Raw genomic sequence first — 26099 nt, 5'->3', positions numbered from 1 at the left:
AGTCCCGTCGAAACTTTCTCGCCCGCCCCGCAGTCATCAAAAGACAGGGGCAGTCCGAAGACCATTAGACGGGAGGCGATATGGCGGCGATTCACATCGGTATTTCAGGCTGGCGCTACACGCCCTGGCGGGGGGATTTTTACCCGAAGGGGCTGATCCACAAGCGCGAATTGCAATTCGCCTCACGGGCGGTCAACAGCATTGAAATCAATGGATCGTTTTACGCCCTGCAACGGCCTGAACGCTACGCCCAGTGGTACACGGAAACCCCGACGGGCTTCGTCTTCAGCGTCAAAGCCCCACGTTTCATTACTCATATCAGGCGACTCCGGGACGTCCATAAACCCTTGGCGAATTTCTTTGCGTCCGGGGTGCTGGAACTCAAAGAAAAACTCGGCCCGATTCTCTGGCAATTTCCGCCCAACTTCAAATTCGATGCCGAGTTGTTCGAGACCTTTCTGGAGCAGTTGCCGCACAACACCGAAGAGGCCGCCGCCCTCGCCCGCCAGCATGATTCGCACGTGAACGGTCACGCCAGCATGAAGGCCTACGGAAAAAAGCCTTTGCGCCATGCCGTAGAAATCAGAAACGAGAGCTTCATCGACCCCGCCTTCATCCGACTGCTCAAACGCCACAATGCTGCGCTGGTGATCGCCGACACCGCCGGTAAATGGCCGTACCGCGAAGACCTCACCAGCGACTTCGTTTACCTGCGCCTGCACGGTGCCGAAGAGCTCTATGCCAGCGGTTACACCCCCGAGGCGCTGAAACGCTGGGGTGACCGGATAGAGGCCTGGTACCACGGCCAGCAACCGCCCGACCCGCAGCTGATCGCACCCCGGCAAAAGCCCAAGGCGCGCAAGTCCCGTGAGGTGTTTTGCTACTTCGACAACGACATCAAAGTCCGCGCGCCCTTCGATGCCCGCAGCTTGCTGGAGCGCTTTCATCTGGATAAAGACCTCGCCACCCGTCCCGGTGAACGGGCCGCCGAAGGAGTGCTGTCATGAGCATTTCCGAACCGGTCGGCACCACCGACGAACAGCAACCCATCATCACCTCCGTGCGCCGCTTCACCGTGCTGACGGTCAACACGCACAAGGGTTTCACCGCGCTCAACCGGCGTTTCATCCTGCCCGAATTGCGCGAAGCGGTGCGCAGCGTGTCCGCCGACGTGGTGTTTTTGCAGGAAGTCCACGGCACCCACGAGCATCATCCCCAGCGCTACAGCAATTGGCCGGTAATGCCGCAATACGAATTCCTCGCCGACACGCTGTGGCCGCAGTTCGCCTATGGACGCAATGCGGTCTATCCTGCTGGCGATCACGGCAATGCGCTGCTGTCTAAATTCCAGATCATTCGCCACGACAACCTCGACGTTTCCATCAGCGGTCACGAGAACCGCGGCATTCTGCATTGCGTGCTGCGCCTGCCCGGTGAGGGTCAGGAAGTGCATGCCATTTGCGTGCACCTGGGCCTTCGCGAAACCCACCGGACCGAACAACTCAAGTTGCTGGCCCGACGCCTCGAAGAACTGCCGAGCGATGCCCCGGTGATCGTTGCCGGTGACTTCAACGACTGGCGCCAGCGTGCCGACGCGCTGCTCACACCCTGTGGTTTGCGGGAGGTTTTCGCCGAACTCCACGGCAAACCGGCGCGCAGTTTTCCAGCGCGATTGCCAGCGTTGCGTCTTGACCGCATCTACGTGCGCAACCTCAAGGCCAATTATCCGCAAGTGCTGGCCGCGCGGCCCTGGTCACACCTTTCCGACCATGCACCGCTATCGGTGGAGATCGAGCTATGAGCAGCCCATCGATGGATAAAACCAACGTGGAGCACTTATCCACAACCCCGCCGATCCGTGAACCGGGCGTGGTTGACGTCGTATATGGCTGGCAAGGCAACAACCGCGTAGACCTGCTGGAAAACGGCGAAGCGTTTTTCCCTCGGGTGTTCGAGGCTATTCGTCTGGCCAAGACTGAAGTCCTGCTGGAAACCTTCATCCTGTTTGAGGACAAGGTGGGCAATGAGCTGCAGCAGATCCTGATCGAAGCCGCTCAACGCGGCGTGAGGATTACCGTCAGCCTCGATGGCTTTGGCTGTGGCGAGCTGAGCCCCGAGTTCCTCGGCGCCCTGAGCGTGGCCGGCGTGCGCATCCAGATTTTCGACCCTGCGCCCAAACATCTGGGCATCCGCACCAACTGGTTCCGCCGACTGCACCGCAAGATCGTGGTGGTCGACGGCACGATTGCGTTCATCGGCGGCATCAACTTTTCCGCCGACCATTTGGCTGACTTCGGCCCTGAGGCCAAACAGGATTACTCCGTTGAAGTGCAAGGTCCGGCGGTGGCCGACATTCATCACTTCGCCCTGCTGCAAAGCGGTCGCCCGGCTCGCGCCAAATACTGGTGGCAACGGCGCAGACAACGGCGCTCGGAACTGGCGTTCAGCGATCATGACGGCCAGGTTCGCCTGGTGTACCGCGACAACGGCGAGCATCCGACCGACATCGAAGAGGTTTACCGATTGGTGCTGCGCAGCGCCCAGCGCCGAGTCGTGATCGCCAATGCCTACTTCTTTCCGGGCTATCGCCTGCTGCGCGAGATCCGCAACGCCGCGCGCCGTGGCGTTGATGTGCGGCTGATCCTGCAAGGTCAGCCCGATATGCTGGTGGCCAAACTCGCCGCGCGCATGACCTATGACTACCTGCTCAAATCCGGCGTGCAGATTTACGAGTATTGCGACCGTCCGCTGCACGGCAAAGTCGCGCTGGTGGATGAGGATTGGAGCACAGTCGGTTCGAGCAACCTCGACCCGTTGAGCCTGTCCATGAACCTGGAAGCCAATGTGTTAATCCGCGATCGCGCCTTCAACCGCGACCTGTTCGAGCGCCTCGAAGACCTGAGTAACAACCATTGCAAGGCGATGTCCGCCGACAAAGCCCCGCGCGGACGGGTCTGGCACATGACCGTCGGCTTTCTGGTGTTTCACTTTCTGCGCCACTTCCCGGCCTGGGCCGGTTGGCTGCCGGCGCATCAACCGCGCCTGAAACCCTTCACCCATCCAGCCGGGAGCGACCACCATGAGCCGCGCTGACGCACATCCGGCGGTCCACGCCGACAGCCCGAGCAAATCTCGCTGGCGCCGCTGGAAACGGCCGCTGACGATGCTGTTCTTCCTGGCGCTGATCGTGCTGCTCACGATGCTCGCCCAGCGCATCGAATGGAACGAAGTGTTCGACACCCTGGCCGATTTCAAGGTGCGCACGCTGATCATCGCGTCCGGCCTGACCTTGCTGAGTTTTCTGGTCTATGCCTGTTTCGATCTGATCGGTCGTACCTACATTCGCCAGGACCTGACGTGGAAGCAGATCTTGCCAGTGGGGATTATCAGCTATGCCTTCAACCTCAACCTGAGTGCCTGGGTCGGTGGCATTGCCATGCGTTATCGCCTGTATTCGCGACTCGGGGTGAGCAAGGGCAACATCGCGAAAATTCTCGGGTTGAGCCTGGCGACCAACTGGTTCGGTTACATGGTGATTGCCGGTGCGGTGTTCAGCAGCGGGCTGGTGCGAATGCCGCCAGGCTGGAAGCTCAGTAGCGGCGCATTGCAAGCGGTGGGCGTGTTGCTGCTGCTGGTGAGCGCGGGGTATCTGGCGGCGTGTCAGTTTTCCAAGCGTCGGGAATGGGCGATACGCGGGGTAGAAATCAACCTGCCATCCCTGCGCATGGCGGTGCTGCAACTGGCCCTCGGGGCGCTGAATTGGTCGCTGATGGCGGCGGTGATTTTCACCCTGCTGCCGAGCAAGCTGGATTATCCGCTGGTGCTTGGGGTGTTGTTGATCAGCGCGATTGCCGGGGTCATCACGCACATTCCCGCCGGGCTCGGCGTATTGGAAGCGGTGTTCGTCGCGCTGCTGCAACATGAAGCGTCCCGAGGGAGCCTGGTCGGCGGATTGCTGGCTTATCGGGCGATCTATTTCATCCTGCCGCTACTGATTACCCTGGTGATGTACTTGATCGTGGAAGCCAAGGCCAAGTCATTGCGGATCGAGAAGACACCGAGGCATTAACAGTCCGTATTTTTACGATGACTGAATAATGCTCAACCGCTCGCCCACCACCATTTCGGTGATCCAGCCCACCAGGATCGAGGTGTACGCCTGTTGCGCAACAGGTTCGCTCAAGGCGTGGTCGGCTCCGTCGATAATCCGGTGGGTCAACGAGTGAGTCTGCTGACAGGCCGCGCGGTAACTCATGATGGTTGAGTGAGGCACATAGTCGTCAGTCTCTGATTCGACCAGCAGCACATCCCCGGTAAATTGCGAACAGGCATGCAGCGCACGATTGCTGTCGGCGCGGACTAACGTGCGGCGGTAATCACGTAAATCGAGCTTATCCAGGTCACGTTTGGGCGTGTGCCATTGATCATCGCGATACAGCGCCGGCACCCGCAGCGCCAGCCAACGCACCGGACGCAATGAGGTCAGGATCGAGGCCAGATAACCGCCATAACTGGTGCCGACCACGGCAATCGCCGATGTATCGAGCGCCGGGTGTGCGAGCAAGCGGTCATACGCCGCCAGCAAGTCGCGCAGGTTGTCTTCGCGCGTCACTCGACTCAGCGCAATACCTTTCCCGCCGGTGTGCCCGCGCAAGTCGAACGTCAGGCACACGCAACCCAAACCGGCGATGCCTTTGGCCCGCTCCAGGTCCCGCTCCTGACTGCCGCCCCAACCGTGCACAAAGAGCACGCCGGGGACTTTTGATTTGGGGCTGAGAAAAGTCCCGATCATCTGTTCATCGTCGATGTCGATTTGAATGGTTTCGCTTCTAGCCGTCATAGGATTTAACCGTTACGTACTTGAGAAGAAAGTCACTGTTTTGCGCCGGTCCGCGATACACCTCGATGGCGTCCGTCGGCAGCGGCTGGTCGATGTAGGTCTCGACCGAAGTCACGCGAATCGCGCGCATCCCGGGGTGTTTGACGAAGCTCTGCAAGGCGGCGACTTCGGCACTGCTGGCACCGCCCATCCGCCAGGACTGCTCGAGCACGCCACTGCGCTGTTTGCCGTTACTGTCCACACCTTGGGCGATGTCGTAGTTTCGCCGCGAGGCGTAGAAACCGGGATAAGCCTCATCCGCGGCACGGTCGAACACTTGCGCCTGCCGGATCGCCAGTTGAACATCGTCCGTCAGTTCCAATTCGAGCAAATCGTCGTAACTGCCCTGCACCACTAGTAGGTTAGACCCTCCATAAACCTGCTCGCCCTGACCGTCTTTGGTCAAGTATTGATCACCGCAATAACTCAGCACCTTGTCGCCGATAAAGCTCTGACCGACGCTGTGGGTGATCACTTGGTCCAGGTCCTGTTCCAGCACCACGCCTTCGGTGAACAGCGTTTTGGCATCGGGTCTGGCGAGGATGGCATCGAACTGGTCGAGGCTTTTGATCACTTCCTGACCGCGTCCGGCGCAGGCATGAATAGGCTTGATGCGGATCGGGCCGCTGTAGAGCAGATGCTCTGCCGCAGGACGCGCATCCTCCAGGGAAAACACGCTGAGGCCATCGAGCACAACGTTGCGCACACGTTCGGAAAACAAGGGTGCCCAGCCGTCCGGTGCGAAGGCGTGTCTGTTCAGCAACCCGTGACTGATGGCTTTGGTGCAGATGAAATCATGGTCGACGTAACCGCCCCACAAATCCTCCGGCCCTTTGACGCCTAATTGCCGCGCGGCAGCGACGCCAACAAGCGTCTGGGTCGGCAACAGATAAAGGTCTCGACCGTTGTGCAGTTCGGGGTCGTAACTGCCGCCGTATTTCAGCCCCAGAATCTGCGCCAGCCAACGCGCCAGCGCACGATTGGTTTCCACTTCGTGCAACGGAGCCTCGGGGCGCACGGAGTGAGCGACCACCAGTTTCTTGCGATTTGCTGGGGTCATGCGTCCCCCTTCAATTTGCGCTTGATGAATGTAGTTGAAGGGGTGCAGAGATCAGGCCAAGGGGGGCCGAAGAAAAACGTTTGTCAAATCAGCCAGTTGCGAAAAACATGATGGCACCGTGCCTGTTTTATTCTGCACGACAGGGGTTTCAACTCCGGCATTTTGCACGACTTGCGCTCAACCCTGACTCATTCCCACTCCGAACCGTGTCCGGTAATCACTTGGCGCCAACCCGGTGATCTTCTTGAATGTCGCTCGAAACGCACTCGGGTCCTGATAACCCACCGTCCAGGCAATGTGATCGATGGTGCCATTGGTGAACTCGAGCATTTCCCGAGCCTTGCCGACCCGCAGGTGCTGACAATACTCGGTGGGTTTGAGCCCGGTTGCCGCGCGAAATCGACGCAGGAAAGTGCGCTCTTCCAGCCCTGCCCGCTCGGCCATCATCGTCAGCGACACATCGGTCGCTCCGGTGCTTTGCAGCCAATGCTGGACCTTGAGAATCGAAGCATCGCCATGGCTGAGAATGGGCGAAAAATTGCTGCCGCATTCACTCGCGCTGTCGCTGTGTTCCACCACCAGAAACCGCGCGGTGCTGGTGGCGATGCTCGGCCCCAACAGACGGTTGACCAGACGCAAGCCCAGTTCGGACCAGGCCATCAGCCCGGCGGTGGTGATCAGATCGCCGTCGTCAACAATGGGTGTGTCGGCCTTGAGCTTGATCGCCGGATAACGCTCGGCGAAAGCGTTGGCCGAGGTCCAGTGGGTGGTGGCGCTACGACCGTCGAGCAGGCCGCTTTCGGCCAATAAAATCGATCCCACGCAAACCCCGCCGAGTGTCGCGCCATTCGCGTGTTGCTGGCGCATCCAGCGGATCAGCCCCTGCGGTGCCTGGCCTGGGGAAAAACCGGCGATCGATGGCGGGATCAACACCGCCACCAACGCGCCGTCAGGAGCGGGATGACTGTCGTAGACCCGCTCGGGCATCTGATCGCCATCGGTCTGCCAATGGCTGACCCGCAGCAATGGCAATTGCGCGGACTGATGCTCGCTGGCAATCCGGTTCGCCACCCCGAACAAGTCCGTCAACCCATGCACCGCCGCCATCTGCGCGCCGGGATAGATCAATACGCCCAGCTCGGCGATTGCCCTTTCTGCGTCCATTGTCAGTTTTCCCCCTTCTATTGTCGGTGCGGCCAATGCTCGGACGGCCTGCTAAACCCAATACTTCATTCCACACCCAACAAGCACTTCGAGGAAACAGTCATGGTCAAGCAAGCACTCATCGTAGTCGATATCCAAAACGACTACTTCCCCCTAGGCAAATGGCCGCTGGTCGGTGCCGACGCCGCCGCGGACAACGCCGTACGGTTGATCAAAGCCTTCCGCGATGCGGGTGATTCGGTGGTGCACATCCGCCACGAATTCACCTCCGACGAAGCGCCCTTCTTCACTCCGGGCTCCGAGGGCGCGAAGCTGCACCCCAAAGTCTTGAACCGTGCCGACGAGCCGGTCGTGCTTAAACACTTCGTCAACTCGTTCCGTGAAACCGAACTACAGTCAATCCTCGACGAACAAGGCATCAAGGAATTGGTTGTCGTCGGCAGCATGAGCCACATGTGCGTCGACGGCATTACCCGCGCCGCCGCGGATCTTGGCTACACCGTCACAGTGATCCACGACGCCTGTGCCTCCCGTGACCTGGAGTTCAACGGCCTCACCGTACCGGCAGCCCACGTGCATGCCGCCTTCATGTCAGCCCTGGGTTTTGCCTATGCCAGCGTTGTGTCCACTAACGACTTCCTGGCGGCTAGCCAATAAAACGCCTTACCCAACGCAAGCTCACTGGAGATGATCGACAGGGTGAAACCCGGAAAAAGCAAAAGGCCCGTAGCGTTGTAGCGCTACGGGCCTTTTTTATGCCGTTCGGGAAAGCAGAAGCTTAGAACGGAATATCGTCATCAAAGCTGTCGAAATCCGGAGCCGGCTGCGGAGCGGCCTGCTGTGGAGCTGGAGCCTGGCGCGACTGCTGCGGTGCCGACTGCTGAGGACGCGGAGCCTGTTGGCGTGGAGCCGGGGCGGACTGCTGGTAGTTATTGCCCCCGCCTTGCTGGTCGCCCTGCTGTGGACGGCCGCCCAGCAGCTGCATGGTGCCTTGCATGTCGACCACGATTTCGGTGGTGTAACGCTTGATACCGTCTTTTTCCCACTCGCGGGTCTGCAGCTTGCCTTCGATGTAAACCTGCGAACCTTTACGCAGGTACTCGCCGGCGATCTCGGCAACCTTGCCGAACATCGACACACGGTGCCATTCGGTCTTCTCGACCTTCTGACCGGTTTGCTTGTCTGTCCACTGTTCGCTGGTCGCCAGACTCAGGTTGGTCACGGCGTTACCGTTAGGCAAGTAGCGAACTTCGGGATCCTGGCCGCAAGTGCCGACCAATATGACTTTGTTAACCCCACGGGCCATAACGTTCTCCTAGGCTACGCACGCTGCCCCGGCCGGGTTGTTCACCAGGCGTTCAAGGGTGGTGCGATCCAATAGTTCTGTGTCCAATTTGATGTAAATCGCCGCTTCATCTGCGACGATCACTGCATCTGTTACCCCTATGACGGCCTTCAGGCGCTCGACCAGACCCGCTTCGCGGATCGCCTCGGGCGACAACGGCAAGCGCAGGCTCGTGACATAAGGTGGTTCGCGCATGGTAACAGCAAAGGCCAGCCAGAGGGCAGCCAGGCCGGCGCATCCGAGGAATACAACCGACAAACCGCCATGCTGGAAAAGCCAACCGCCGAGGATCCCGCCCAGCGCCGAACCGAGGAACTGGCTGGTGGAATAAACCCCCATCGCCGTGCCCTTGCCGCCTGCCGGTGAAACCTTGCTGATCAGCGATGGCAACGAAGCTTCCAGCAGATTGAACGCGGTAAAGAACACCACCGTCCCGATCACCAGAGCCCGCAGGCTATCGCCGAACTGCCAGAAGAATAGCTCAGTGAGCATCAGCGTCAGCACCGCGCCCAATAAAACTCGTTTCATTTTGCGTTTCTTCTCGCCGTAGATAATGAACGGGATCATGGCGAAGAAGGAGATCAACAGCGCTGTGAGGTAGACCCACCAGTGCTGCTCTTTAGGCAGCCCGGCTTTTTCGACCAGCGCCAAAGGCAACGCAACGAAGCTCGACATCAACATTGCGTGCAACACAAAAATGCCCAGGTCCAGACGCAGCAGGTCCGGGTGCTTGAGCGTCGGTATCAGCGCCTGGCGCGCAACACCTGACTCACGGTGCTGCAAGGGCCCGGTAGAGCGCGGCACCATGAACATTACGATCACGATGCCGAACAGCGCCATGCCGCCCGTAGCGAGGAACAACCCGGACAGGCCGAAGGCGCGGGTCAGCAACGGTCCTACAACCATCGCGACAGCGAACGACAGACCGATCGTCATGCCGATCATGGCCATGGCTTTGGTCCGATGCTGTTCGCGGGTCAGGTCTGACAGCAACGCCATCACGGCCGCCGAAATCGCCCCGGCGCCTTGCAGGATTCGTCCGGCGATCACGCCCCAGATCGAGTCGGCATTAGCCGCCAGCACGCTACCGAGGGCGAAGACGATCAGCCCCAGGTAAATCACCGGACGACGACCGATGCGGTCGGAAATGAAGCCGAAAGGAATTTGAAAGATCGCCTGGGTCAGGCCGTAAGCGCCAATCGCCAGCCCGATGAGGGCCGGGGTCGCTCCTGCCAGATCCATCCCATAGGTCGCCAGTACCGGCAACACCATGAACATGCCAAGCATACGGAAGGCGAACACCAGGGCCAGACCGCTTGCTGCGCGGGTCTCACTGCCACTCATGCGTTCGCTGTGGGGATCGTGCATGGAAAAACCTCATGTGAACCGGCGGCGATTCTACCAGTCCCATCGATTGACGGGGTATATCGCGACGCTTTGACGCGCTCTGCTGACAGAGTCTTCATGTAAGGCTGCAACCCGCTCATTTGATAGTGTGCATCCATCCAGTATTTGGCCGTATACTCCTACGTTTTCGACGCCCGCCGAGCGAGGCCACTTTGGACAAGATCCTGATTCGTGGGGCCCGAACCCACAACCTGAAGAACATCGACCTGACCCTGCCACGGGACAAACTGATCGTCATCACCGGCCTGTCCGGATCCGGCAAATCGTCCCTGGCGTTCGACACGCTGTATGCCGAAGGCCAGCGCCGTTACGTCGAATCGCTGTCGGCCTACGCCCGGCAGTTCCTGTCGATGATGGAAAAACCTGACGTCGACACCATCGAAGGTTTGTCGCCAGCCATTTCCATCGAACAGAAGTCGACCTCACACAACCCGCGTTCGACGGTCGGCACCATCACTGAAATCTACGATTACCTGCGTCTGCTTTACGCTCGCGTGGGTATTCCGCGCTGCCCGGATCACGACATTCCGCTGGAAGCCCAGACCGTCAGCCAGATGGTCGACCTGGTCCTGGCTCAACCGGAGGGTAGCAAGCTTATGCTGCTAGCGCCGGTGATCCGCGAGCGTAAAGGCGAGCACCTCTCGGTCTTCGAAGAACTCCGTGCCCAGGGTTTTGTGCGGGCCCGAGTCAACGGGAGGCTCTGCGAGCTGGACGAATTGCCGAAGCTGGATAAACAAAAGAAGCATTCGATCGATGTCGTGGTCGACCGCTTCAAGGTCCGCGCCGACCTGCAACAGCGCCTGGCCGAGTCGTTCGAGACCGCCTTGAAGCTGGCGGACGGCATTGCCCTGGTAGCGCCGATGGACGACGAGCCCGGCGAAGAGATCATCTTCTCCGCGCGTTTCGCCTGCCCGATTTGCGGCCACGCCATCAGCGAGCTGGAACCCAAGCTGTTCTCTTTCAACAACCCGGCCGGCGCTTGCCCGACCTGCGATGGCCTGGGCGTTAAGCAATTCTTCGACATCAAGCGATTGGTGAATGGCGAACTGACGCTGGCGGAAGGCGCGATTCGCGGTTGGGACCGGCGCAACGTCTATTATTTCCAGATGCTCGGGTCGCTGGCCTCACACTACAAATTCAGCCTGGAAGAACCGTTCAACGAACTGCCGGCCGATCAGCAGAAGTACATCCTGCACGGCAGCGGCTCGCAGAACGTCGACTTCAAATACCTGAACGACCGTGGTGACATCGTCAAACGCTCGCACCCGTTCGAAGGCATCGTGCCGAACCTGGAACGTCGCTACCGCGAAACCGAGTCAGCCTCGGTGCGCGAAGAGCTGGCCAAGTTCCTCAGCACCCAGCATTGCCCGGATTGTCGTGGCACGCGCCTGCGCCGAGAGGCGCGGCATGTGTGGGTTGGCGAGAAGACGCTGCCGGCGGTGACCAATCTGCCGATTGGGGACGCCTGCGAGTATTTCGGGCTTCTGAAACTCACCGGCCGCCGCGGCGAAATTGCCGACAAGATTCTCAAGGAAATCCGTGAGCGCCTGCAATTCCTGGTCAACGTTGGCCTCGATTATCTGTCGCTCGATCGCAGTGCGGACACGTTGTCTGGCGGTGAGGCTCAGCGTATTCGTCTAGCCAGTCAGATTGGCGCGGGCCTGGTAGGGGTTCTGTACATCCTCGACGAGCCGTCCATTGGTCTGCATCAGCGGGACAACGATCGGCTGCTTGGCACGCTCAAGCACCTGCGTGACATTGGCAACACGGTGATCGTGGTCGAGCACGACGAAGATGCGATTCGTCTGGCCGACTACGTGGTGGATATCGGACCCGGCGCGGGTGTACACGGCGGGCATATCGTTGCCGAAGGTACGCCGGCCGAGGTCATGGCTCATCCCGATTCGCTGACCGGCAAATATCTGTCGGGGCGGGTGAAGATTGCCGTTCCGGCCAAACGCACGCCCCGTAACAAGAAGTTGTCGCTGTCCCTCAAGGGCGCTCGCGGCAACAACTTGCGCGATGTCGATCTGGACATTCCAATTGGTCTGCTGACCTGCGTGACCGGCGTATCCGGCTCGGGCAAATCGACGCTGATTAACAACACGCTGTTTCCTTTGAGCGCCACGGCACTCAACGGTGCAACGACGCTCGAAGCGGCCGCTCACGACAGCATCAAAGGTCTGGAGCATCTGGATAAGGTTGTCGACATCGATCAGAGCCCGATCGGTCGCACGCCACGCTCCAACCCGGCGACCTACACAGGGCTGTTCACACCGATTCGCGAACTGTTCGCCGGTGTGCCGGAGTCGCGCTCCCGCGGTTATGGTCCTGGACGCTTCTCCTTCAACGTAAAGGGCGGACGTTGCGAAGCATGTCAGGGCGATGGCCTCATCAAGGTGGAAATGCACTTCCTGCCGGACATCTATGTCCCGTGCGACGTCTGCAAGAGCAAGCGCTACAACCGCGAGACTCTGGAGATCAAGTACAAGGGCAAGAGCATCCACGAAACCCTCGAGATGACGATCGAGGAGGCGCGAGTGTTCTTCGACGCGGTTCCGGCCCTGGCGCGCAAGCTTCAGACGTTGATGGATGTCGGCCTTTCGTACATCAAGCTCGGGCAGTCAGCGACCACGCTGTCGGGTGGTGAAGCCCAGCGGGTGAAGCTGTCCCGCGAACTGTCCAAACGCGATACCGGCAAGACGCTGTATATCCTCGATGAGCCAACAACCGGCCTGCACTTCGCGGACATTCAGCAACTGCTCGACGTGTTGCATCGCCTGCGCGACCACGGCAACACCGTGGTGGTGATCGAGCACAACCTGGACGTTATCAAGACGGCCGACTGGTTGGTGGACTTGGGGCCGGAAGGCGGTTCCAAGGGCGGCCAGATCATAGCTGTCGGTACGCCGGAAGAAGTGTCAGAGATGAAGCAGTCCCACACGGGCTTCTACCTCAAGCCGCTGCTGGCTCGCGACAAAGCCTGAATCAGGCCCACGAAAAAGCCCCTGTCACTTCATCGGTGACAGGGGCTTTTTTGTAGACGGCGGAATCAGAACTGCGATTGCAGGTAATTCTCCAAACCGATCAACTTGATCAGACCCAGCTGCTTCTCGAGCCAGTAGGTGTGATCTTCTTCGGTGTCGTGCAGCTGAATACGCAGCATCTCGCGACTGACGTAGTCTTTGTGAAGCTCGCAGAGCTTGATGCCCTTGCAGAGTGCGGCGCGGACTTTGTATTCCAGACGCAGGTCAGCGGCGAGCATGTCAGGCACTGTGGTGCCAACATCCACGTCGTCCGGACGCATGCGCGGAGTGCCCTCGAGCATGAGAATCCGGCGCATCAGGGCGTCAGCGTGCTGCGCCTCTTCTTCCATTTCGTGGTTAATACGTTCGTAGAGCTCGGTGAAACCCCAGTCCTCGTACATCCGCGAATGGATGAAATATTGATCACGCGCCGCCAGTTCGCCGGTCAGCAACGTGTTGAGGTAATCGATTACGTCTGGGTGGCCTTGCATCGCCCTACATCTCCCTGCTTGAAAGTCTGTAGTTTGAACCAAGCAGACTGTTTGGTCACTCTGCTTGCGCGATAAAAGCGAAGATATTCTGAGAAAAGTGGTTTAAATAACGCAAAAACCGCCCAAACGAGGGCGGTTCTGCTTCTCGTTTAGACTTCGTTAAGCTGTACGCCCAACGCCGTTGCGATTGCTTCTCCATACACCGGGTCGGCCCTGAAGAAATGCTGTAATTGACGATCAATCACGTCGCTGGAAACCCCGGCCATGGCGCCGGCAATGTTGTGCACCAGCAGGGCTTTCTGCTCATCACTCATCAGACGGAACAGCGCACCGGCGTGGCTGTAATAGTCGGTATCTTCGCGATGATCGTAACGATCAGCCGCGCCGCTCAGGGCCAACGCTGGCTCTGCATAGCGAGGCGCTTGTTTCGGCGACTCAACGTAGCTGTTCGGCTCGTAGTTGGGTGCCGCACCGCCATTGCTGCCAAATGCCATCGAACCATCGCGCTGATAGCTGTTCACCGGGCTGCGAGGCGCGTTCACCGGCAGTTGCTGATGGTTGGTGCCAATGCGGTAGCGGTGGGCATCGGCATAAGCGAACACGCGACCTTGGAGCATCCGATCCGGCGACAAACCGACACCCGGGACCATGTTGCTCGGACCGAACGCCGCTTGCTCGACCTCAGCAAAGTAATTCTGCGGGTTGCGGTTAAGCTCCAACTCGCCCACTTCGATCAGCGGAAACTCTTTCTGCGACCAGGTCTTGGTCACGTCAAAAGGGTTCTCGTAGTGCGCCGCGGCCTGTGCCTCGGTCATGATCTGGATGCACACGCGCCATTTCGGGAAATCACCACGCTCGATCGCGCCGAACAGATCACGCTGTGCATAATCCGGATCGGTACCGGCCAGGCGTGCCGCTTCTGCCGGTGCCAGATTTTTGATCCCTTGCCTGGTCTTGTAGTGCCACTTCACCCAATGACGCTCGCCATTGGCGCTGATCAGGCTGTATGTGTGGCTGCCGAAGCCGTGCATGTGACGGTAGCCATCAGGAATGCCGCGATCCGAGAACAGAATGGTGACCTGGTGCAGCGCCTCAGGCGAATGCGACCAAAAGTCCCACATCATTTGCGCGCTTTTCAGGTTGCTTTGCGGCAGACGTTTTTGGGTGTGAATAAAGTCCGGGAATTTCAAAGGATCGCGGATGAAGAATACCGGCGTGTTGTTGCCGACGATGTCCCAATTACCTTCTTCGGTGTAGAACTTCAGGGCAAAACCGCGAGGATCACGCTCGGTATCAGCCGAACCGCGCTCACCGCCTACGGTGGAAAACCGCAGGAAGGTCGGGGTTTGCTTGCCGACGGACTCGAACAGCTTGGCGCTGGTGTACTCAGTGATGTCACGTGTCACGGTGAACGTACCGTAAGCACCCGAGCCTTTGGCGTGTACACGACGCTCAGGGATGTTTTCACGGTTGAAGTGGGCAAGCTTCTCGATCAGGTGAAAGTCGTCAAGCAGCAGCGGGCCACGAGGGCCGGCGGAGCGGGAATTCTGGTTGTCGGCGACAGGAGCGCCACTGGCGGTGGTAAGTGTTTTATTTTGGCTCATGCGATCTCTTCCTCTGTCAGTCTTTCCAACTGCCGGCTAATCGGCTGAGAGGGAGTATTGATCATCAACATGACACCATCAAATTCATTAAATTGTGATAATCGATAGAAAATTACTAATGATGCAAATTTGCACCGCCGACTCGGTACTTTTCGAGCGCGCACAAAAAACCGGGCACTAGGCCCGGTTCTTCGTTTCAGACTGACGTCTTACTCAGCGGATACAGCTTCACCACCGGTAGCACGATCAACCAACTCGACGTACGCCATAGGCGCGTTGTCGCCAGTGCGGAAACCGCACTTGAGGATGCGCAGGTAGCCACCCTCACGGGTAGCGTAACGCTTGCCCAGGTCGTTGAAGAGCTTACCAACGATAGCTTTCGAACGAGTACGGTCGAAAGCCAGACGGCGGTTAGCCAGGCTGTCTGTCTTGGCCAAAGTGATCAGCGGCTCAGCAACGCGACGCAGTTCTTTAGCTTTCGGCAGTGTAGTTTTGATCAGCTCGTGCTCGAACAGCGACACTGCCATGTTTTGAAACATGGCCTTGCGGTGCGAGCTAGTGCGGCTCAGGTGACGACCACTTTTACGATGACGCATGGTTCATTCCTTACCAAACACGACGTTCGGTGATTACGACGATCAGGCAGTCGCCTTGTCGTCCTTCTTAAGACTTGCAGGCGGCCAGTTGTCGAGGCGCATGCCGAGGGACAGACCGCGGGAGGCCAGAACGTCCTTGATTTCAGTCAAGGATTTCTTGCCAAGGTTCGGAGTCTTCAACAGCTCTACTTCGGTACGCTGAATCAGGTCACCGATGTAGTAGATGTTTTCCGCCTTAAGGCAGTTAGCCGAACGTACAGTCAGTTCCAGATCGTCAACCGGGCGAAGCAGGATCGGATCGATCTCGTCTTCCTGCTCGACAACCACTGGCTCACTGTCACCTTTGAGATCGACGAACGCAGCCAACTGCTGTTGCAGAATGGTTGCAGCGCGGCGGATAGCCTCTTCAGGATCCAGGGTACCGTTGGTTTCCAGATCAATAACCAGCTTGTCCAGGTTAGTACGCTGCTCGACACGGGCGTTTTCCACCACGTATGCGATACGGCGAACCGGGCTGAACGAAGAGTCAAGCTGCAAGCGACCGATGCTGCGGCTTTCGTCTTCATCGCTCTGACGCGAGTCTGCCGGTTCATAACCACGACCACGAGCTACGGTGAGCTTCATGTTCAGGGCGCCGTTAGACGCCAGGTTAGCGATTACGTGATCGGGGTTAACGATCTCGACATCATGATCCAGCTGAATATCGGCAGCGGTAACCACCCCCGAACCCTTCTTCGACAAGGTCAGCGTAACTTCGTCACGACCGTGCAGCTTGATAGCCAGACCTTTAAGGTTCAACAGGATTTCAATTACGTCTTCCTGTACGCCTTCGATGGCGCTGTACTCATGGAGTACACCGTCAATCTCGGCCTCGACTACTGCACAGCCGGGCATTGAGGACAACAGGATGCGGCGCAGCGCGTTGCCCAGGGTGTGGCCGAAACCACGCTCGAGAGGCTCGAGAGTGATCTTGGCGCGGGTTGGACTGACAACCTGCACATCAATATGGCGGGGTGTCAGGAACTCATTTACCGAAATCTGCATGGATGCACCTATTTTCTAGCCCTTACTTGGAGTAGAGCTCGACAATCAGGCTTTCGTTGATGTCGGCGGACAGATCACTGCGAGCTGGAACGTTCTTGAAAACGCCCGACTTCTTCTCAGTGTCTACTTCTACCCATTCTACGCGGCCACGTTGGGCACACAGATCGAGAGCTTGGACAATGCGAAGTTGGTTCTTTGCTTTCTCGCGAATCGCGACCACGTCACCAGCACGAACCTGGTACGACGGCACGTTTACGGTCTGACCGTTAACGCTTACGGATTTGTGCGATACCAGCTGACGGGATTCGGCACGAGTAGAGCCAAAACCCATACGGTATACGACGTTGTCCAGACGGCATTCGAGCAGTTGCAACAGGTTTTCGCCAGTTGCGCCTTTCTTGCCAGCAGCTTCTTTGTAGTAGCCGCTGAATTGACGCTCGAGAACGCCGTAGATACGACGGACCTTCTGCTTTTCACGCAGTTGGGTGCCGTAATCGGACTGGCGACCGCGGCGTTGGCCGTGGATACCAGGTGCTGCTTCAATGTTGCACTTCGATTCGATCGCGCGCACGCCGCTCTTCAGAAAGAGATCGGTGCCTTCGCGACGAGCGAGTTTGCATTTTGGACCAATGTAACGAGCCATTCTTTACAATCTCCTGGATTACACGCGGCGCTTCTTCGGCGGACGGCACCCGTTGTGCGGGATTGGCGTCACGTCGGTGATGCTGGCGATCTTGTAGCCACAGCCGTTCAAAGCGCGGACTGCAGATTCACGACCTGGGCCTGGACCTTTGACGTTAACGTCGAGGTTTTTCAGACCGTATTCCAGCGCAGCTTGACCAGCACGTTCAGCAGCTACTTGAGCAGCAAACGGGGTGGACTTGCGGGAACCGCGGAAACCCGAACCACCGGAGGTAGCCCAAGAAAGCGCATTACCTTGACGGTCGGTGATGGTCACGATTGTGTTGTTAAAAGAAGCATGGATGTGGGCGATGCCATCAACCACTGTCTTTTTAACTTTTTTACGAGGACGAGCAGCAGGTTTTGCCATGATTAATTTCCTGTCGATTCGCTGGGGCGATTACTTGCGGATCGGCTTACGCGGACCTTTACGGGTACGCGCGTTAGTCTTGGTACGCTGACCGCGTACTGGAAGACCACGACGATGACGCAGACCGCGATAGCAACCGAGGTCCATCAAACGCTTGATTTTCATGTTGATTTCGCGACGCAGGTCACCTTCAGTGGTGAACTTCGCCACTTCGCCACGCAGCTGTTCAATCTGCTCGTCGCTCAGATCCTTGATCTTTGCGGCTGGGTTTACCCCAGTCACTGCACAAATTTTCTGCGCAGTAGTGCGACCAACACCATAGATGTAGGTCAGCGAGATAACAGTATGCTTGTTATCTGGAATGTTAACGCCTGCAATACGGGCCATTCAGTGGGACTCCAATTGACAGCTACCTACGCCCCGGAAGCCAAGAAATAGGGCGCGAGATAATATCGCTGTAATAACAAATAATCAACCCGGCAGCGCACTAGCTGCCGGGCTTGAAGCACAATCACACTCAGCCTTGGCGCTGTTTGTGACGCGGTTCCGCGCTGCAAATTACTCGAACAACACCTTCGCGGCGAATAATCTTGCAGTTACGGCACAGCTTTTTCACCGATGCACGAACTTTCATCACCAACTCCTCGAACCTTATGGGTACTCAGCGCAACATGCCGCTGCCGTAACCCTTCAGGTTGGCTTTCTTCATCAGGGATTCGTACTGGTGCGAAACGAGGTGCGATTGTACTTGGGACATGAAGTCCATCACAACCACGACGACGATCAGCAACGAGGTCCCGCCAAGGTAGAACGGTACGTTTGCCGCAACCACCAGGAACTGGGGCAACAGGCACACGGCCGTCATGTAAAGAGCACCGAACATGGTCAAGCGAGTCAGAACGCCATCAATGTAGCGCGCAGACTGCTCACCTGGACGGATGCCCGGAATAAAGGCACCGGACTTCTTCAGGTTTTCCGCTACGTCTTTCGGATTGAACATCAACGCCGTATAGAAGAAGCAGAAGAAAATAATCCCTGCACTAAACAGCAGAATATTCAACGGCTGACCAGGAGCGATCGACTGCGAGATGTCCTGCAACCAGCCCATACCTTCAGACTGGCCGAACCAGGCACCCAACGAAGCCGGGAACAGCAAAATGCTGCTCGCGAAAATGGCCGGAATAACGCCGGCCATGTTCACCTTCAGCGGCAAGTGGCTAGTCTGCGCAGCGAAGACCTTGCGGCCCTGCTGACGCTTGGCGTAGTGAACAGCAATACGACGCTGACCACGCTCAATGAACACCACGAAACCGATAATCGCTACTGCCAGCAAACCGATGGCAACCAGGGCGAAGATGTTGATATCACCCTGACGCGCAGACTCGAAAGACTGCCCGATCGCTCTCGGAAGACCGGCGACGATACCCGAAAAAATCAACATCGAGATACCGTTGCCAACACCACGCTCAGTAATCTGCTCACCCAGCCACATCATGAACATCGCACCAGCCACAAAAGTGGATACCGCGACGAAATGGAAGCCAAAGTCACCAGTGAACGCAACGCCCTGCCCTGCCAGACCAATGGACATGCCAATTGCCTGAACGAGAGCGAGAACGACAGTGCCGTAGCGGGTGTACTGGCTGATCTTGCGACGGCCAGCTTCACCTTCCTTCTTCAACTGTTCCAGCTGCGGGCTCACGGCGGTCATCAGCTGCATGATGATCGATGCCGAAATGTACGGCATGATCCCCAGTGCAAAGATGCTCATCCGTTCCAGCGCGCCGCCGGAAAACATGTTGAACAAGCTAAGAATGGTCCCCTCATTCTGTCGAAACAGGTCCGCGAGTCGGTCCGGGTTAATACCTGGAACCGGGATGTGTGCGCCTATTCGGTAGACGATAATCGCCAGGAACAGAAAACGCAGACGAGCCCAGAGTTCAGACATACCGCCTTTGCCGAGCGCAGAGAGAGCACCTTGCTTAGCCATTTATTCCTCGAACTTGCCGCCAGCTGCTTCGATAGCCGCACGCGCACCTTTGGTGGCGCCGATTCCCTTTCCGATGGTAACAGCGCGAGTAACTTCGCCGGACAGCATGATTTTCACACGCTGTACGTTGACGTTAATAACGTTGGCATCTTTCAGGGACTGCACGGTGACGATGTCGCCTTCCACTTTGGCCAGCTCGGACAGACGCACTTCTGCGCGGTCCATGGCTTTCAGGGAAACGAAACCGAATTTCGGCAGGCGACGATGCAGCGGCTGTTGACCGCCTTCAAAGCCTGGAGCAATGGTGCCACCGGAGCGGGAGGACTGACCTTTGTGGCCACGGCCACCGGTCTTGCCCAAACCACTACCGATACCACGGCCCGGACGATGCTTTTCGCGACGGGAACCCGGCGCTGGACTCAGATCATTGAGTTTCATCGATTAACCCTCGACACGCAGCATGTAGTAAGCCTTGTTGATCATCCCGCGATTCTCGGGAGTATCAAGTACTTCTACAGTGTGACCGATGCGACGCAGACCCAGACCCTTAACGCACAGTTTGTGGTTAGGGATGCGGCCGGTCATGCTTTTGATCAGCGTAACTTTAACGGTAGCCATGATCAGAAGATCTCCTTGACGCTTTTGCCACGCTTGGCGGCAATGGATTCAGGAGACTGCATAGCTTTCAAACCTTTGAAAGTGGCGTGAACCACGTTTACCGGGTTAGTCGAGCCATAGCACTTGGCCAGAACGTTCTGAACACCAGCAACTTCGAGGACAGCACGCATAGCGCCGCCAGCGATGATACCGGTACCTTCAGAAGCAGGCTGCATGTACACCTTCGAAGCGCCATGGGCGGACTTCATTGCGTACTGCAGAGTGGTGCCGTTCAGGTCAACTTGGATCATGTTGCGGCGAGCAGCTTCCATTGCCTTCTGGATCGCAGCAGGCACTTCACGCGACTTGCCACGGCCGAAGCCAACGCGCCCTTTACCATCACCAACCACGGTCAACGCGGTGAAAGTGAAGATACGGCCGCCTTTAACGGTTTTGGCTACGCGGTTAACTTGAACCAGCTTCTCAATGTAGCCTTCGTCGCGCTTTTGGTCGTTATTTGACATAACTTAGAACTCCAGCCCAGCTTCACGAGCAGCATCAGCCAGCGCCTTGACGCGACCGTGGTACTTGAAGCCAGAGCGGTCGAAAGCCACCTGCGAGACGCCAGCGGCTTTTGCACGCGTAGCGACCAGCTGGCCAACCTTAGTGGCCGCGTCGATGTTGCCAGTGGCGCCATCACGCAGTTCTTTATCCAAAGTCGAGGCACTTGCCAGGACTTTGTTGCCGTCGGCCGAAATGACCTGGGCGTAGATGTGCTGCGACGAGCGGAACACGCAGAGACGCACGACTTCGAGTTCGTGCATTTTCAGGCGTGCTTTGCGAGCGCGACGCAGTCGAGTAACTTTTTTGTCGGTCATTTGCTATGCCCTACTTCTTCTTGGCTTCTTTACGACGGACGACTTCGTCCGCGTAGCGCACACCTTTGCCTTTGTACGGCTCTGGTGGACGGAAGTCGCGGATCTCGGCGGCCACTTGACCTACCAGCTGCTTATCGATGCCCTTGATCAGGATATCGGTCTGGCTAGGAGTCTCAGCGGTGATGCCTTCCGGCAGTTCATAATCCACTGGGTGCGAGAAGCCAAGAGCCAGGTTCAGCACTGTGCCTTTTGCTTGCGCTTTGTAACCAACACCGACCAGCTGGAGCTTGCGCTCGAAGCCTTGGCTTACGCCTTGGACCATGTTGTTTACCAACGCACGAGTGGTACCAGCCATTGCGCGAGTTTGTTGATCGCCATTGCGAGCAGCGAAACGCAGCTCACCAGCTTCTTCAACAATCTCAACGGACGAATGGATGTTCAGTTCGAGAGTGCCCTTGGCACCCTTCACCGAAAGCTGTTGGCCTGCGAATTTTACTTCGACACCGGCTGGCAGCTTAACGGGGTTCTTAGCGACGCGTGACATGCTTATCCCCCCTTAGAACACAGTGCAAAGAACTTCGCCGCCGACACCGGCAGCGCGCGCAGCACGATCCGTCATCACACCTTTGTTGGTGGAGACGATAGACACACCGAGACCGCCACGAACTTTTGGCAGATCATCGACGGACTTGTACTGACGCAGGCCTGGACGGCTAACGCGCTTCACTTCCTCGATGACCGGACGGCCTTCGAAGTACTTCAGCTCGATGGACAGCAGTGGTTTGATTTCGCTGCTGATCTGATAACCCGCAATGTAACCTTCGTCCTTCAGGACTTTGGCAACAGCTACCTTCAACGTAGAAGATGGCATGCTTACGACGGACTTTTCAGCCATCTGGGCATTACGGATTCGAGTTAGCATGTCCGCTAACGGGTCCTGCATACTCATGGGCTAGACGCTCCTAATACAAAAAAATTAGCCTTGCGGCTACTACTTGTCGCCGAGTGCATCCGTGCGAAAAAAGCACGGGCTCAGGCGAGCCGGGTATTCTAGACACACCCCACAAATGAATCAAGCCCCAATAGGGGCTTGATTCAAGTTCAAGGTCACCAGTGGTCAGGATCTTGCGATTCGGACCACCGAGACTTTGATAGTGCTTACCAGCTGGCTTTAACCAGACCAGGTACGTCACCACGCATTGCAGCTTCACGCAATTTGTTACGGCCGAGGCCGAACTTGCGGTAAACGCCGTGTGGACGACCGGTCAGGCGGCAGCGGTTACGCATGCGCGAAGCGCTTGCGTCACGTGGCTGCTTCTGCAGAGCTACTGTAGCTTCCCAACGCGCTTCTGGACTTGCGTTCAGATCAACGATGATAGCTTTCAGTGCTGCACGCTTTTTGGCGTACTTGGCAACCGTGAGCTGACGCTTCAGCTCGCGGTTTTTCATGCTCATCTTGGCCATTTTCCTACTCCAATCAGTTGCGGAACGGGAATTTGAAAGCACGCAGCAGCGCGCGACCTTCATCATCGTTCTTGGCAGTGGTGGTCAGGGTAATGTCCAGACCGCGGAGAGCATCGATCTTGTCGTAGTCGATTTCCGGGAAGATGATCTGCTCTTTAACGCCCATGCTGTAGTTACCACGACCATCGAAGGACTTGGCATTCAGGCCGCGGAAGTCGCGGACCCGAGGCAGGGAGATCGACAGCAGACGATCCAGGAATTCGTACATACGCTCACGGCGCAGGGTCACTTTGACGCCGATCGGCCAACCTTCACGGACTTTAAAGCCAGCGATGGATTTCCGAGCGTAGGTCACAACGACTTTTTGGCCGGTGATCTTTTCCAGGTCAGCAACAGCGTGCTCGATGACTTTTTTGTCACCGATCGCTTCGCCCAGACCCATGTTCAGGGTGATTTTGGTAACGCGCGGAACTTCCATCACGTTCGAAAGCTTAAGTTCTTCCTTAAGCTTCGGTGCGATTTCCTTCCGGTAAATCTCTTTTAGTCGTGCCATGGTCTTCTACCTAGCAGTGTTCAAGCATCAACCGCTTTTTGGGTCGACTTGAAGACACGAATTTTCTTACCGTCTTCTACTTTGAAACCAACGCGATCAGCCTTGTTGGTTTCGCCGTTGAAAATGGCAACGTTGGAAGCGTGCAGTGGCGCTTCTTTCTCGACGATACCGCCTTGTACGCCCGACGCAGGGTTTGGCTTGGTATGACGCTTAACCAGGTTCAGACCACCAACGACCAGACGGTCGTCAGCGAGAACCTTAAGCACCTTACCGCGCTTACCTTTGTCTTTGCCGGCGATCACGATGATCTCGTCGTCACGACGAATCTTTTGCATGTCGGATCTCCTTACAGCACTTCTGGGGCGAGCGAGACGATCTTCATGAACTTCTCAGTACGAAGTTCACGGGTCACTGGCCCAAAGATACGGGTGCCGATCGGCTCTTGCTTGTTGTTCAGAAGAACAGCAGCGTTGCCATCAAAGCGGATAATGGAGCCATCAGCACGGCGAACGCCGTGGCGAGTGCGGACTACAACAGCAGTCATCACTTGGCCTTTTTTCACTTTACCGCGAGGAATTGCTTCCTTCACGGTAACTTTGATGATGTCACCGATACCAGCGTAACGACGATGGGAGCCACCCAGCACCTTGATGCACATAACGCGGCGAGCGCCGCTGTTATCGGCCACATCGAGCATGGATTGAGTCTGAATCATATAATTTCTCCGACCCCTAGTCCTTAGACTTCCACAGCGCGTTCGAGAACATCAACCAGCGCCCAAGACTTGGTCTTGGCCAAAGGACGAGTTTCACGAATAGTGACTTTGTCGCCGATGTGGCACTGATTGGTTTCGTCGTGCGCGTGCAGCTTAGTCGAACGCTTAACGTATTTACCGTAGATCGGGTGCTTAACGCGACGCTCGATCAGAACGGTGATGGTTTTGTCCATCTTGTCGCTGACAACACGGCCAGTCAGCGTACGGACAGTTTTTTCGGCTTCAGCCATGATTACTTACCTGCCTGCTGGTTAAGCACAGTCTTCACGCGAGCGATGTCACGTTTAACTTGCGAGAGCAGATGAGACTGCCCCAACTGGCCAGTTGCTTTCTGCATACGCAGATTGAACTGGTCGCGCAGCAGGCCGAGCAGTTGCTCGTTCAGCTGCTGTGCGGATTTTTCACGAAGTTCATTCGCTTTCATCACATCACCGTCCGTTTAACAAAGGAGGTGGCGAGTGGCAGCTTTGCAGCAGCCAGGGCGAAAGCCTCACGCGCCAGCTCTTCAGAAACACCCTCGATTTCATACAGGACTTTGCCTGGCTGAATCTGGGCAACCCAGTATTCGACGTTACCCTTACCTTTACCCATCCGAACTTCGAGTGGCTTTTTGGTTACAGGCTTGTCCGGGAATACACGGATCCAGATCTTGCCGCCACGTTTAACGTGACGGGTCAGTGCACGACGCGCTGACTCGATCTGACGAGCGGTGAGACGACCACGAGCAACAGACTTCAGCGCGAACTCGCCGAAGCTGACTTTGCTACCGCGCAATGCCAGGCCACGGTTGTGACCAGTCATTTGCTTGCGGAACTTCGTACGCTTTGGTTGCAACATTTGGCGTACCCCTTACTTAGCAGCTTTTTTACGAGGCGCTGGTGCTTGTGGTTTCAGCTCTTCTTGGCGACCACCAATTACTTCGCCTTTGAAGATCCAAACCTTTACACCGATCACACCATAAGTGGTGTGAGCTTCGTAGTTGGCATAGTCGATGTCGGCACGCAGGGTGTGCAGTGGCACACGACCTTCGCGATACCATTCAGTACGTGCGATTTCAGCACCGCCGAGACGACCGCTCACTTGGATTTTGATGCCTTTGGCACCAATGCGCATGGCGTTCTGAACAGCGCGCTTCATAGCGCGACGGAACATTACACGACGCTCCAGCTGCTGAGCTACGCTCTGCGCAACCAGCATACCGTCGAGTTCCGGCTTACGGATCTCTTCGATATTGATGTGCACAGGCACACCCATTTGCTTGGTCAGGTCCTGACGCAGTTTCTCAACATCTTCACCTTTCTTCCCGATAACGATACCTGGACGAGCGGTGTGGATGGTGATACGTGCAGTCTGAGCCGGACGATGGATATCGATACGGCTTACGGACGCGCTTTTTAGTTTGTCTTGGAGATACTCACGCACCTTCAGATCAGCGAACAAATAGTCCGCATAAGTCCGACCGTCTGCGTACCAGACGGAGGTGTGCTCCTTGACGATTCCCAGGCGAATGCCAATGGGATGTACTTTCTGACCCATCTCTTCGACTCCGTTACTTGTCAGCAACCTTGACAGTGATATGGCAAGACCGCTTGACGATGCGATCAGCACGGCCTTTGGCACGTGGCATGATTCGCTTCAGCGAACGCCCTTCGTTGACGAAAACGGTGCTGACTTTAAGGTCATCAACGTCTGCGCCTTCGTTATGCTCGGCGTTGGCTACGGCCGACTCCAGCACTTTCTTCATGATCTCGGCGGCTTTCTTACTGCTGAAAGCCAACAGGTTGAGCGCTTCGCCCACCTTCTTCCCGCGGATCTGGTCGGCGACCAAGCGGGCTTTCTGGGCGGAGATTCGAGCGCCCGACAACTTAGCGGCTACTTCCATCGTTCCTTACCCCTTAACGCTTGGCTTTCTTGTCTGCCACGTGCCCACGATATGTGCGGGTACCGGCAAACTCGCCCAGTTTGTGGCCGACCATGTCTTCGTTCACGAGAACTGGAACATGTTGACGACCGTTATGCACTGCAATGGTCAAACCGACCATTTGTGGCAGGATCATGGAACGGCGCGACCAGGTTTTAACTGGTTTGCGATCGTTCTTTTCCGCCGCCACTTCGATCTTCTTCAGTAGGTGAAGATCAATAAAAGGACCTTTTTTCAGAGAACGTGGCACTGTC

Annotated in this window: 36 protein-coding genes; 6 read left to right on the top strand and 30 right to left on the bottom strand. The window is 57.2% G+C overall.

The genetic code is table 11. From position 1 onward, the window contains the following. The first annotated feature begins 80 nt into the window (after positions 1 to 80). Genes ACYZT5_RS28000 through ACYZT5_RS27985 form a run of 4 tightly spaced genes read left to right on the top strand, consistent with a single transcriptional unit; the run spans position 81 to position 4069 of the window. The gene (locus ACYZT5_RS28000; RefSeq protein WP_462048272.1) at positions 81 to 1007 is read left to right on the top strand and encodes a DUF72 domain-containing protein; all 927 of its coding nucleotides are present in this window, start codon (positions 81 to 83) and stop codon (positions 1005 to 1007) included. Further along, complete coding sequence (locus tag ACYZT5_RS27995; protein ID WP_462048271.1) at positions 1004 to 1801, top strand: endonuclease/exonuclease/phosphatase family protein; 798 nt, start codon at positions 1004 to 1006, stop codon at positions 1799 to 1801. Before ACYZT5_RS28000 ends, ACYZT5_RS27995 begins: the two co-directional genes overlap by 4 nt. Beyond that, positions 1798 to 3093 carry a cardiolipin synthase ClsB gene (gene clsB, locus ACYZT5_RS27990; protein WP_462048270.1) on the top strand — a complete coding sequence of 432 codons (1296 nt, stop codon included), beginning with the start codon at positions 1798 to 1800 and terminating at the stop codon, positions 3091 to 3093. The genes ACYZT5_RS27995 and clsB overlap by 4 nt, the downstream gene beginning before the upstream one ends. Further along, on the top strand, positions 3080 to 4069 hold the full coding sequence (locus tag ACYZT5_RS27985) for a lysylphosphatidylglycerol synthase domain-containing protein (RefSeq protein ID WP_462048269.1): 990 nt from the start codon (positions 3080 to 3082) through the stop codon (positions 4067 to 4069). The genes clsB and ACYZT5_RS27985 overlap by 14 nt, the downstream gene beginning before the upstream one ends. A 12-nt stretch (positions 4070 to 4081) precedes the next feature. Here ACYZT5_RS27985 and ACYZT5_RS27980 read toward each other — a convergent pair whose 3' ends face one another. From ACYZT5_RS27980 to ACYZT5_RS27970, 3 genes are all read right to left on the bottom strand, one after another. Continuing rightward, positions 4082 to 4840: an alpha/beta hydrolase family protein gene (locus ACYZT5_RS27980; RefSeq protein ID WP_462048268.1), complete on the bottom strand. Its 759-nt coding sequence runs from the start codon at positions 4838 to 4840 to the stop codon at positions 4082 to 4084. Beyond that, entirely contained in the window at positions 4830 to 5939 is a 1110-nt protein-coding gene (locus ACYZT5_RS27975) for a DUF3182 family protein (RefSeq protein ID WP_462048267.1), read from the bottom strand. The genes ACYZT5_RS27980 and ACYZT5_RS27975 overlap by 11 nt, the downstream gene beginning before the upstream one ends. A gap of 177 nt (positions 5940 to 6116) precedes the next feature. After that, complete coding sequence (locus ACYZT5_RS27970) at positions 6117 to 7103, bottom strand: GlxA family transcriptional regulator (protein ID WP_462048266.1); 987 nt, start codon at positions 7101 to 7103, stop codon at positions 6117 to 6119. 102 nt (positions 7104 to 7205) lie between these two features. On the opposite strand from ACYZT5_RS27970, the gene ACYZT5_RS27965 reads away from it, so the two are divergent. Beyond that, the gene (locus tag ACYZT5_RS27965) at positions 7206 to 7760 is read left to right on the top strand and encodes a cysteine hydrolase family protein (protein ID WP_462048265.1); all 555 of its coding nucleotides are present in this window, start codon (positions 7206 to 7208) and stop codon (positions 7758 to 7760) included. A 121-nt stretch (positions 7761 to 7881) separates the two neighbouring features. Here ACYZT5_RS27965 and ACYZT5_RS27960 read toward each other — a convergent pair whose 3' ends face one another. Together ACYZT5_RS27960 and ACYZT5_RS27955 are read right to left on the bottom strand one after the other, a co-directional pair. After that, complete coding sequence (locus ACYZT5_RS27960; RefSeq protein ID WP_016969466.1) at positions 7882 to 8409, bottom strand: single-stranded DNA-binding protein; 528 nt, start codon at positions 8407 to 8409, stop codon at positions 7882 to 7884. A 9-nt stretch (positions 8410 to 8418) separates the two neighbouring features. Continuing rightward, positions 8419 to 9816, bottom strand: a complete 1398-nt coding sequence (locus tag ACYZT5_RS27955; protein WP_462048264.1) for an MFS transporter — start codon at positions 9814 to 9816, stop codon at positions 8419 to 8421. 191 nt (positions 9817 to 10007) lie between these two features. On the opposite strand from ACYZT5_RS27955, the gene uvrA reads away from it, so the two are divergent. Further along, complete coding sequence (uvrA, locus tag ACYZT5_RS27950; RefSeq protein WP_462048263.1) at positions 10008 to 12842, top strand: excinuclease ABC subunit UvrA; 2835 nt, start codon at positions 10008 to 10010, stop codon at positions 12840 to 12842. Positions 12843 to 12907: 65 nt separating this feature from the next. On the opposite strand, the gene bfr is transcribed toward uvrA, so the two are convergent. The 25 genes from bfr to rpsS all read right to left on the bottom strand — a co-directional run bounded on the left by bfr (position 12908) and on the right by rpsS (position 26095). Next, positions 12908 to 13372, bottom strand: coding sequence for a bacterioferritin (gene bfr, locus ACYZT5_RS27945; RefSeq protein ID WP_462048262.1), 465 nt, complete (start codon positions 13370 to 13372; stop codon positions 12908 to 12910). A gap of 149 nt (positions 13373 to 13521) precedes the next feature. Beyond that, a complete protein-coding gene (locus ACYZT5_RS27940) occupies positions 13522 to 14976 on the bottom strand; it encodes a catalase (RefSeq protein WP_462048261.1) in 1455 nt (484 codons plus the stop codon). Positions 14977 to 15185: 209 nt separating this feature from the next. Beyond that, on the bottom strand, positions 15186 to 15572 hold the full coding sequence (gene rplQ / locus ACYZT5_RS27935; RefSeq protein WP_007943777.1) for a 50S ribosomal protein L17: 387 nt from the start codon (positions 15570 to 15572) through the stop codon (positions 15186 to 15188). 42 nt (positions 15573 to 15614) lie between these two features. Next, positions 15615 to 16616, bottom strand: coding sequence for a DNA-directed RNA polymerase subunit alpha (locus tag ACYZT5_RS27930; protein ID WP_003186012.1), 1002 nt, complete (start codon positions 16614 to 16616; stop codon positions 15615 to 15617). A gap of 22 nt (positions 16617 to 16638) precedes the next feature. Next, positions 16639 to 17259, bottom strand: coding sequence for a 30S ribosomal protein S4 (rpsD, locus tag ACYZT5_RS27925; protein WP_003210056.1), 621 nt, complete (start codon positions 17257 to 17259; stop codon positions 16639 to 16641). An 18-nt stretch (positions 17260 to 17277) separates the two neighbouring features. Then, positions 17278 to 17667 carry a 30S ribosomal protein S11 gene (gene rpsK / locus ACYZT5_RS27920; protein WP_002555466.1) on the bottom strand — a complete coding sequence of 130 codons (390 nt, stop codon included), beginning with the start codon at positions 17665 to 17667 and terminating at the stop codon, positions 17278 to 17280. A gap of 30 nt (positions 17668 to 17697) precedes the next feature. Beyond that, on the bottom strand, positions 17698 to 18054 hold the full coding sequence (gene rpsM, locus ACYZT5_RS27915) for a 30S ribosomal protein S13 (protein ID WP_003186020.1): 357 nt from the start codon (positions 18052 to 18054) through the stop codon (positions 17698 to 17700). A gap of 130 nt (positions 18055 to 18184) precedes the next feature. Next, complete coding sequence (rpmJ, locus tag ACYZT5_RS27910; protein ID WP_002555468.1) at positions 18185 to 18301, bottom strand: 50S ribosomal protein L36; 117 nt, start codon at positions 18299 to 18301, stop codon at positions 18185 to 18187. A 27-nt stretch (positions 18302 to 18328) separates the two neighbouring features. Further along, a complete protein-coding gene (secY, locus tag ACYZT5_RS27905) occupies positions 18329 to 19657 on the bottom strand; it encodes a preprotein translocase subunit SecY (protein WP_003228718.1) in 1329 nt (442 codons plus the stop codon). After that, a complete protein-coding gene (gene rplO, locus ACYZT5_RS27900; RefSeq protein ID WP_007896782.1) occupies positions 19658 to 20095 on the bottom strand; it encodes a 50S ribosomal protein L15 in 438 nt (145 codons plus the stop codon). Positions 20096 to 20098: 3 nt separating this feature from the next. Next, positions 20099 to 20275, bottom strand: coding sequence for a 50S ribosomal protein L30 (gene rpmD, locus ACYZT5_RS27895; RefSeq protein WP_003186033.1), 177 nt, complete (start codon positions 20273 to 20275; stop codon positions 20099 to 20101). 2 nt (positions 20276 to 20277) lie between these two features. After that, positions 20278 to 20778 carry a 30S ribosomal protein S5 gene (gene rpsE, locus ACYZT5_RS27890; RefSeq protein WP_003186035.1) on the bottom strand — a complete coding sequence of 167 codons (501 nt, stop codon included), beginning with the start codon at positions 20776 to 20778 and terminating at the stop codon, positions 20278 to 20280. A gap of 3 nt (positions 20779 to 20781) precedes the next feature. Continuing rightward, positions 20782 to 21132 carry a 50S ribosomal protein L18 gene (rplR, locus tag ACYZT5_RS27885; RefSeq protein WP_003186037.1) on the bottom strand — a complete coding sequence of 117 codons (351 nt, stop codon included), beginning with the start codon at positions 21130 to 21132 and terminating at the stop codon, positions 20782 to 20784. A gap of 10 nt (positions 21133 to 21142) precedes the next feature. After that, positions 21143 to 21676 (bottom strand): 50S ribosomal protein L6, encoded by a 534-nt coding sequence (rplF, locus tag ACYZT5_RS27880; RefSeq protein WP_003176412.1) that lies wholly within the window; start codon positions 21674 to 21676, stop codon positions 21143 to 21145. Between the two features lie 12 nt (positions 21677 to 21688). Next, positions 21689 to 22081 carry a 30S ribosomal protein S8 gene (gene rpsH, locus ACYZT5_RS27875; RefSeq protein ID WP_003186040.1) on the bottom strand — a complete coding sequence of 131 codons (393 nt, stop codon included), beginning with the start codon at positions 22079 to 22081 and terminating at the stop codon, positions 21689 to 21691. A gap of 209 nt (positions 22082 to 22290) precedes the next feature. Next, a complete protein-coding gene (rpsN, locus tag ACYZT5_RS27870; RefSeq protein ID WP_003176414.1) occupies positions 22291 to 22596 on the bottom strand; it encodes a 30S ribosomal protein S14 in 306 nt (101 codons plus the stop codon). Between the two features lie 13 nt (positions 22597 to 22609). Beyond that, entirely contained in the window at positions 22610 to 23149 is a 540-nt protein-coding gene (rplE, locus tag ACYZT5_RS27865) for a 50S ribosomal protein L5 (protein ID WP_003210069.1), read from the bottom strand. Between the two features lie 20 nt (positions 23150 to 23169). Beyond that, positions 23170 to 23484: a 50S ribosomal protein L24 gene (gene rplX, locus ACYZT5_RS27860; RefSeq protein WP_033059465.1), complete on the bottom strand. Its 315-nt coding sequence runs from the start codon at positions 23482 to 23484 to the stop codon at positions 23170 to 23172. Positions 23485 to 23495: 11 nt separating this feature from the next. Further along, complete coding sequence (rplN, locus tag ACYZT5_RS27855; protein WP_002555479.1) at positions 23496 to 23864, bottom strand: 50S ribosomal protein L14; 369 nt, start codon at positions 23862 to 23864, stop codon at positions 23496 to 23498. Positions 23865 to 23887: 23 nt separating this feature from the next. Continuing rightward, entirely contained in the window at positions 23888 to 24154 is a 267-nt protein-coding gene (gene rpsQ, locus ACYZT5_RS27850; protein ID WP_003176419.1) for a 30S ribosomal protein S17, read from the bottom strand. A 2-nt stretch (positions 24155 to 24156) separates the two neighbouring features. Continuing rightward, positions 24157 to 24348 (bottom strand): 50S ribosomal protein L29, encoded by a 192-nt coding sequence (gene rpmC / locus ACYZT5_RS27845; RefSeq protein ID WP_002555481.1) that lies wholly within the window; start codon positions 24346 to 24348, stop codon positions 24157 to 24159. Then, on the bottom strand, positions 24348 to 24761 hold the full coding sequence (rplP, locus tag ACYZT5_RS27840) for a 50S ribosomal protein L16 (protein WP_003186052.1): 414 nt from the start codon (positions 24759 to 24761) through the stop codon (positions 24348 to 24350). The genes rpmC and rplP overlap by 1 nt, the downstream gene beginning before the upstream one ends. Before the next feature lie 12 nt (positions 24762 to 24773). After that, positions 24774 to 25460, bottom strand: a complete 687-nt coding sequence (gene rpsC / locus ACYZT5_RS27835; RefSeq protein WP_003176422.1) for a 30S ribosomal protein S3 — start codon at positions 25458 to 25460, stop codon at positions 24774 to 24776. A gap of 13 nt (positions 25461 to 25473) precedes the next feature. After that, positions 25474 to 25806, bottom strand: coding sequence for a 50S ribosomal protein L22 (gene rplV, locus ACYZT5_RS27830; RefSeq protein WP_003103908.1), 333 nt, complete (start codon positions 25804 to 25806; stop codon positions 25474 to 25476). 13 nt (positions 25807 to 25819) lie between these two features. Continuing rightward, entirely contained in the window at positions 25820 to 26095 is a 276-nt protein-coding gene (gene rpsS / locus ACYZT5_RS27825; RefSeq protein ID WP_002555486.1) for a 30S ribosomal protein S19, read from the bottom strand. Positions 26096 to 26099: the final 4 nt, after the last annotated feature.

The organism is Pseudomonas sp. LB3P14, from assembly GCF_054898045.1.
Note: the sequence above shows the minus strand (reverse complement) of the source record. Positions and strands in the feature narration are given on the sequence as shown.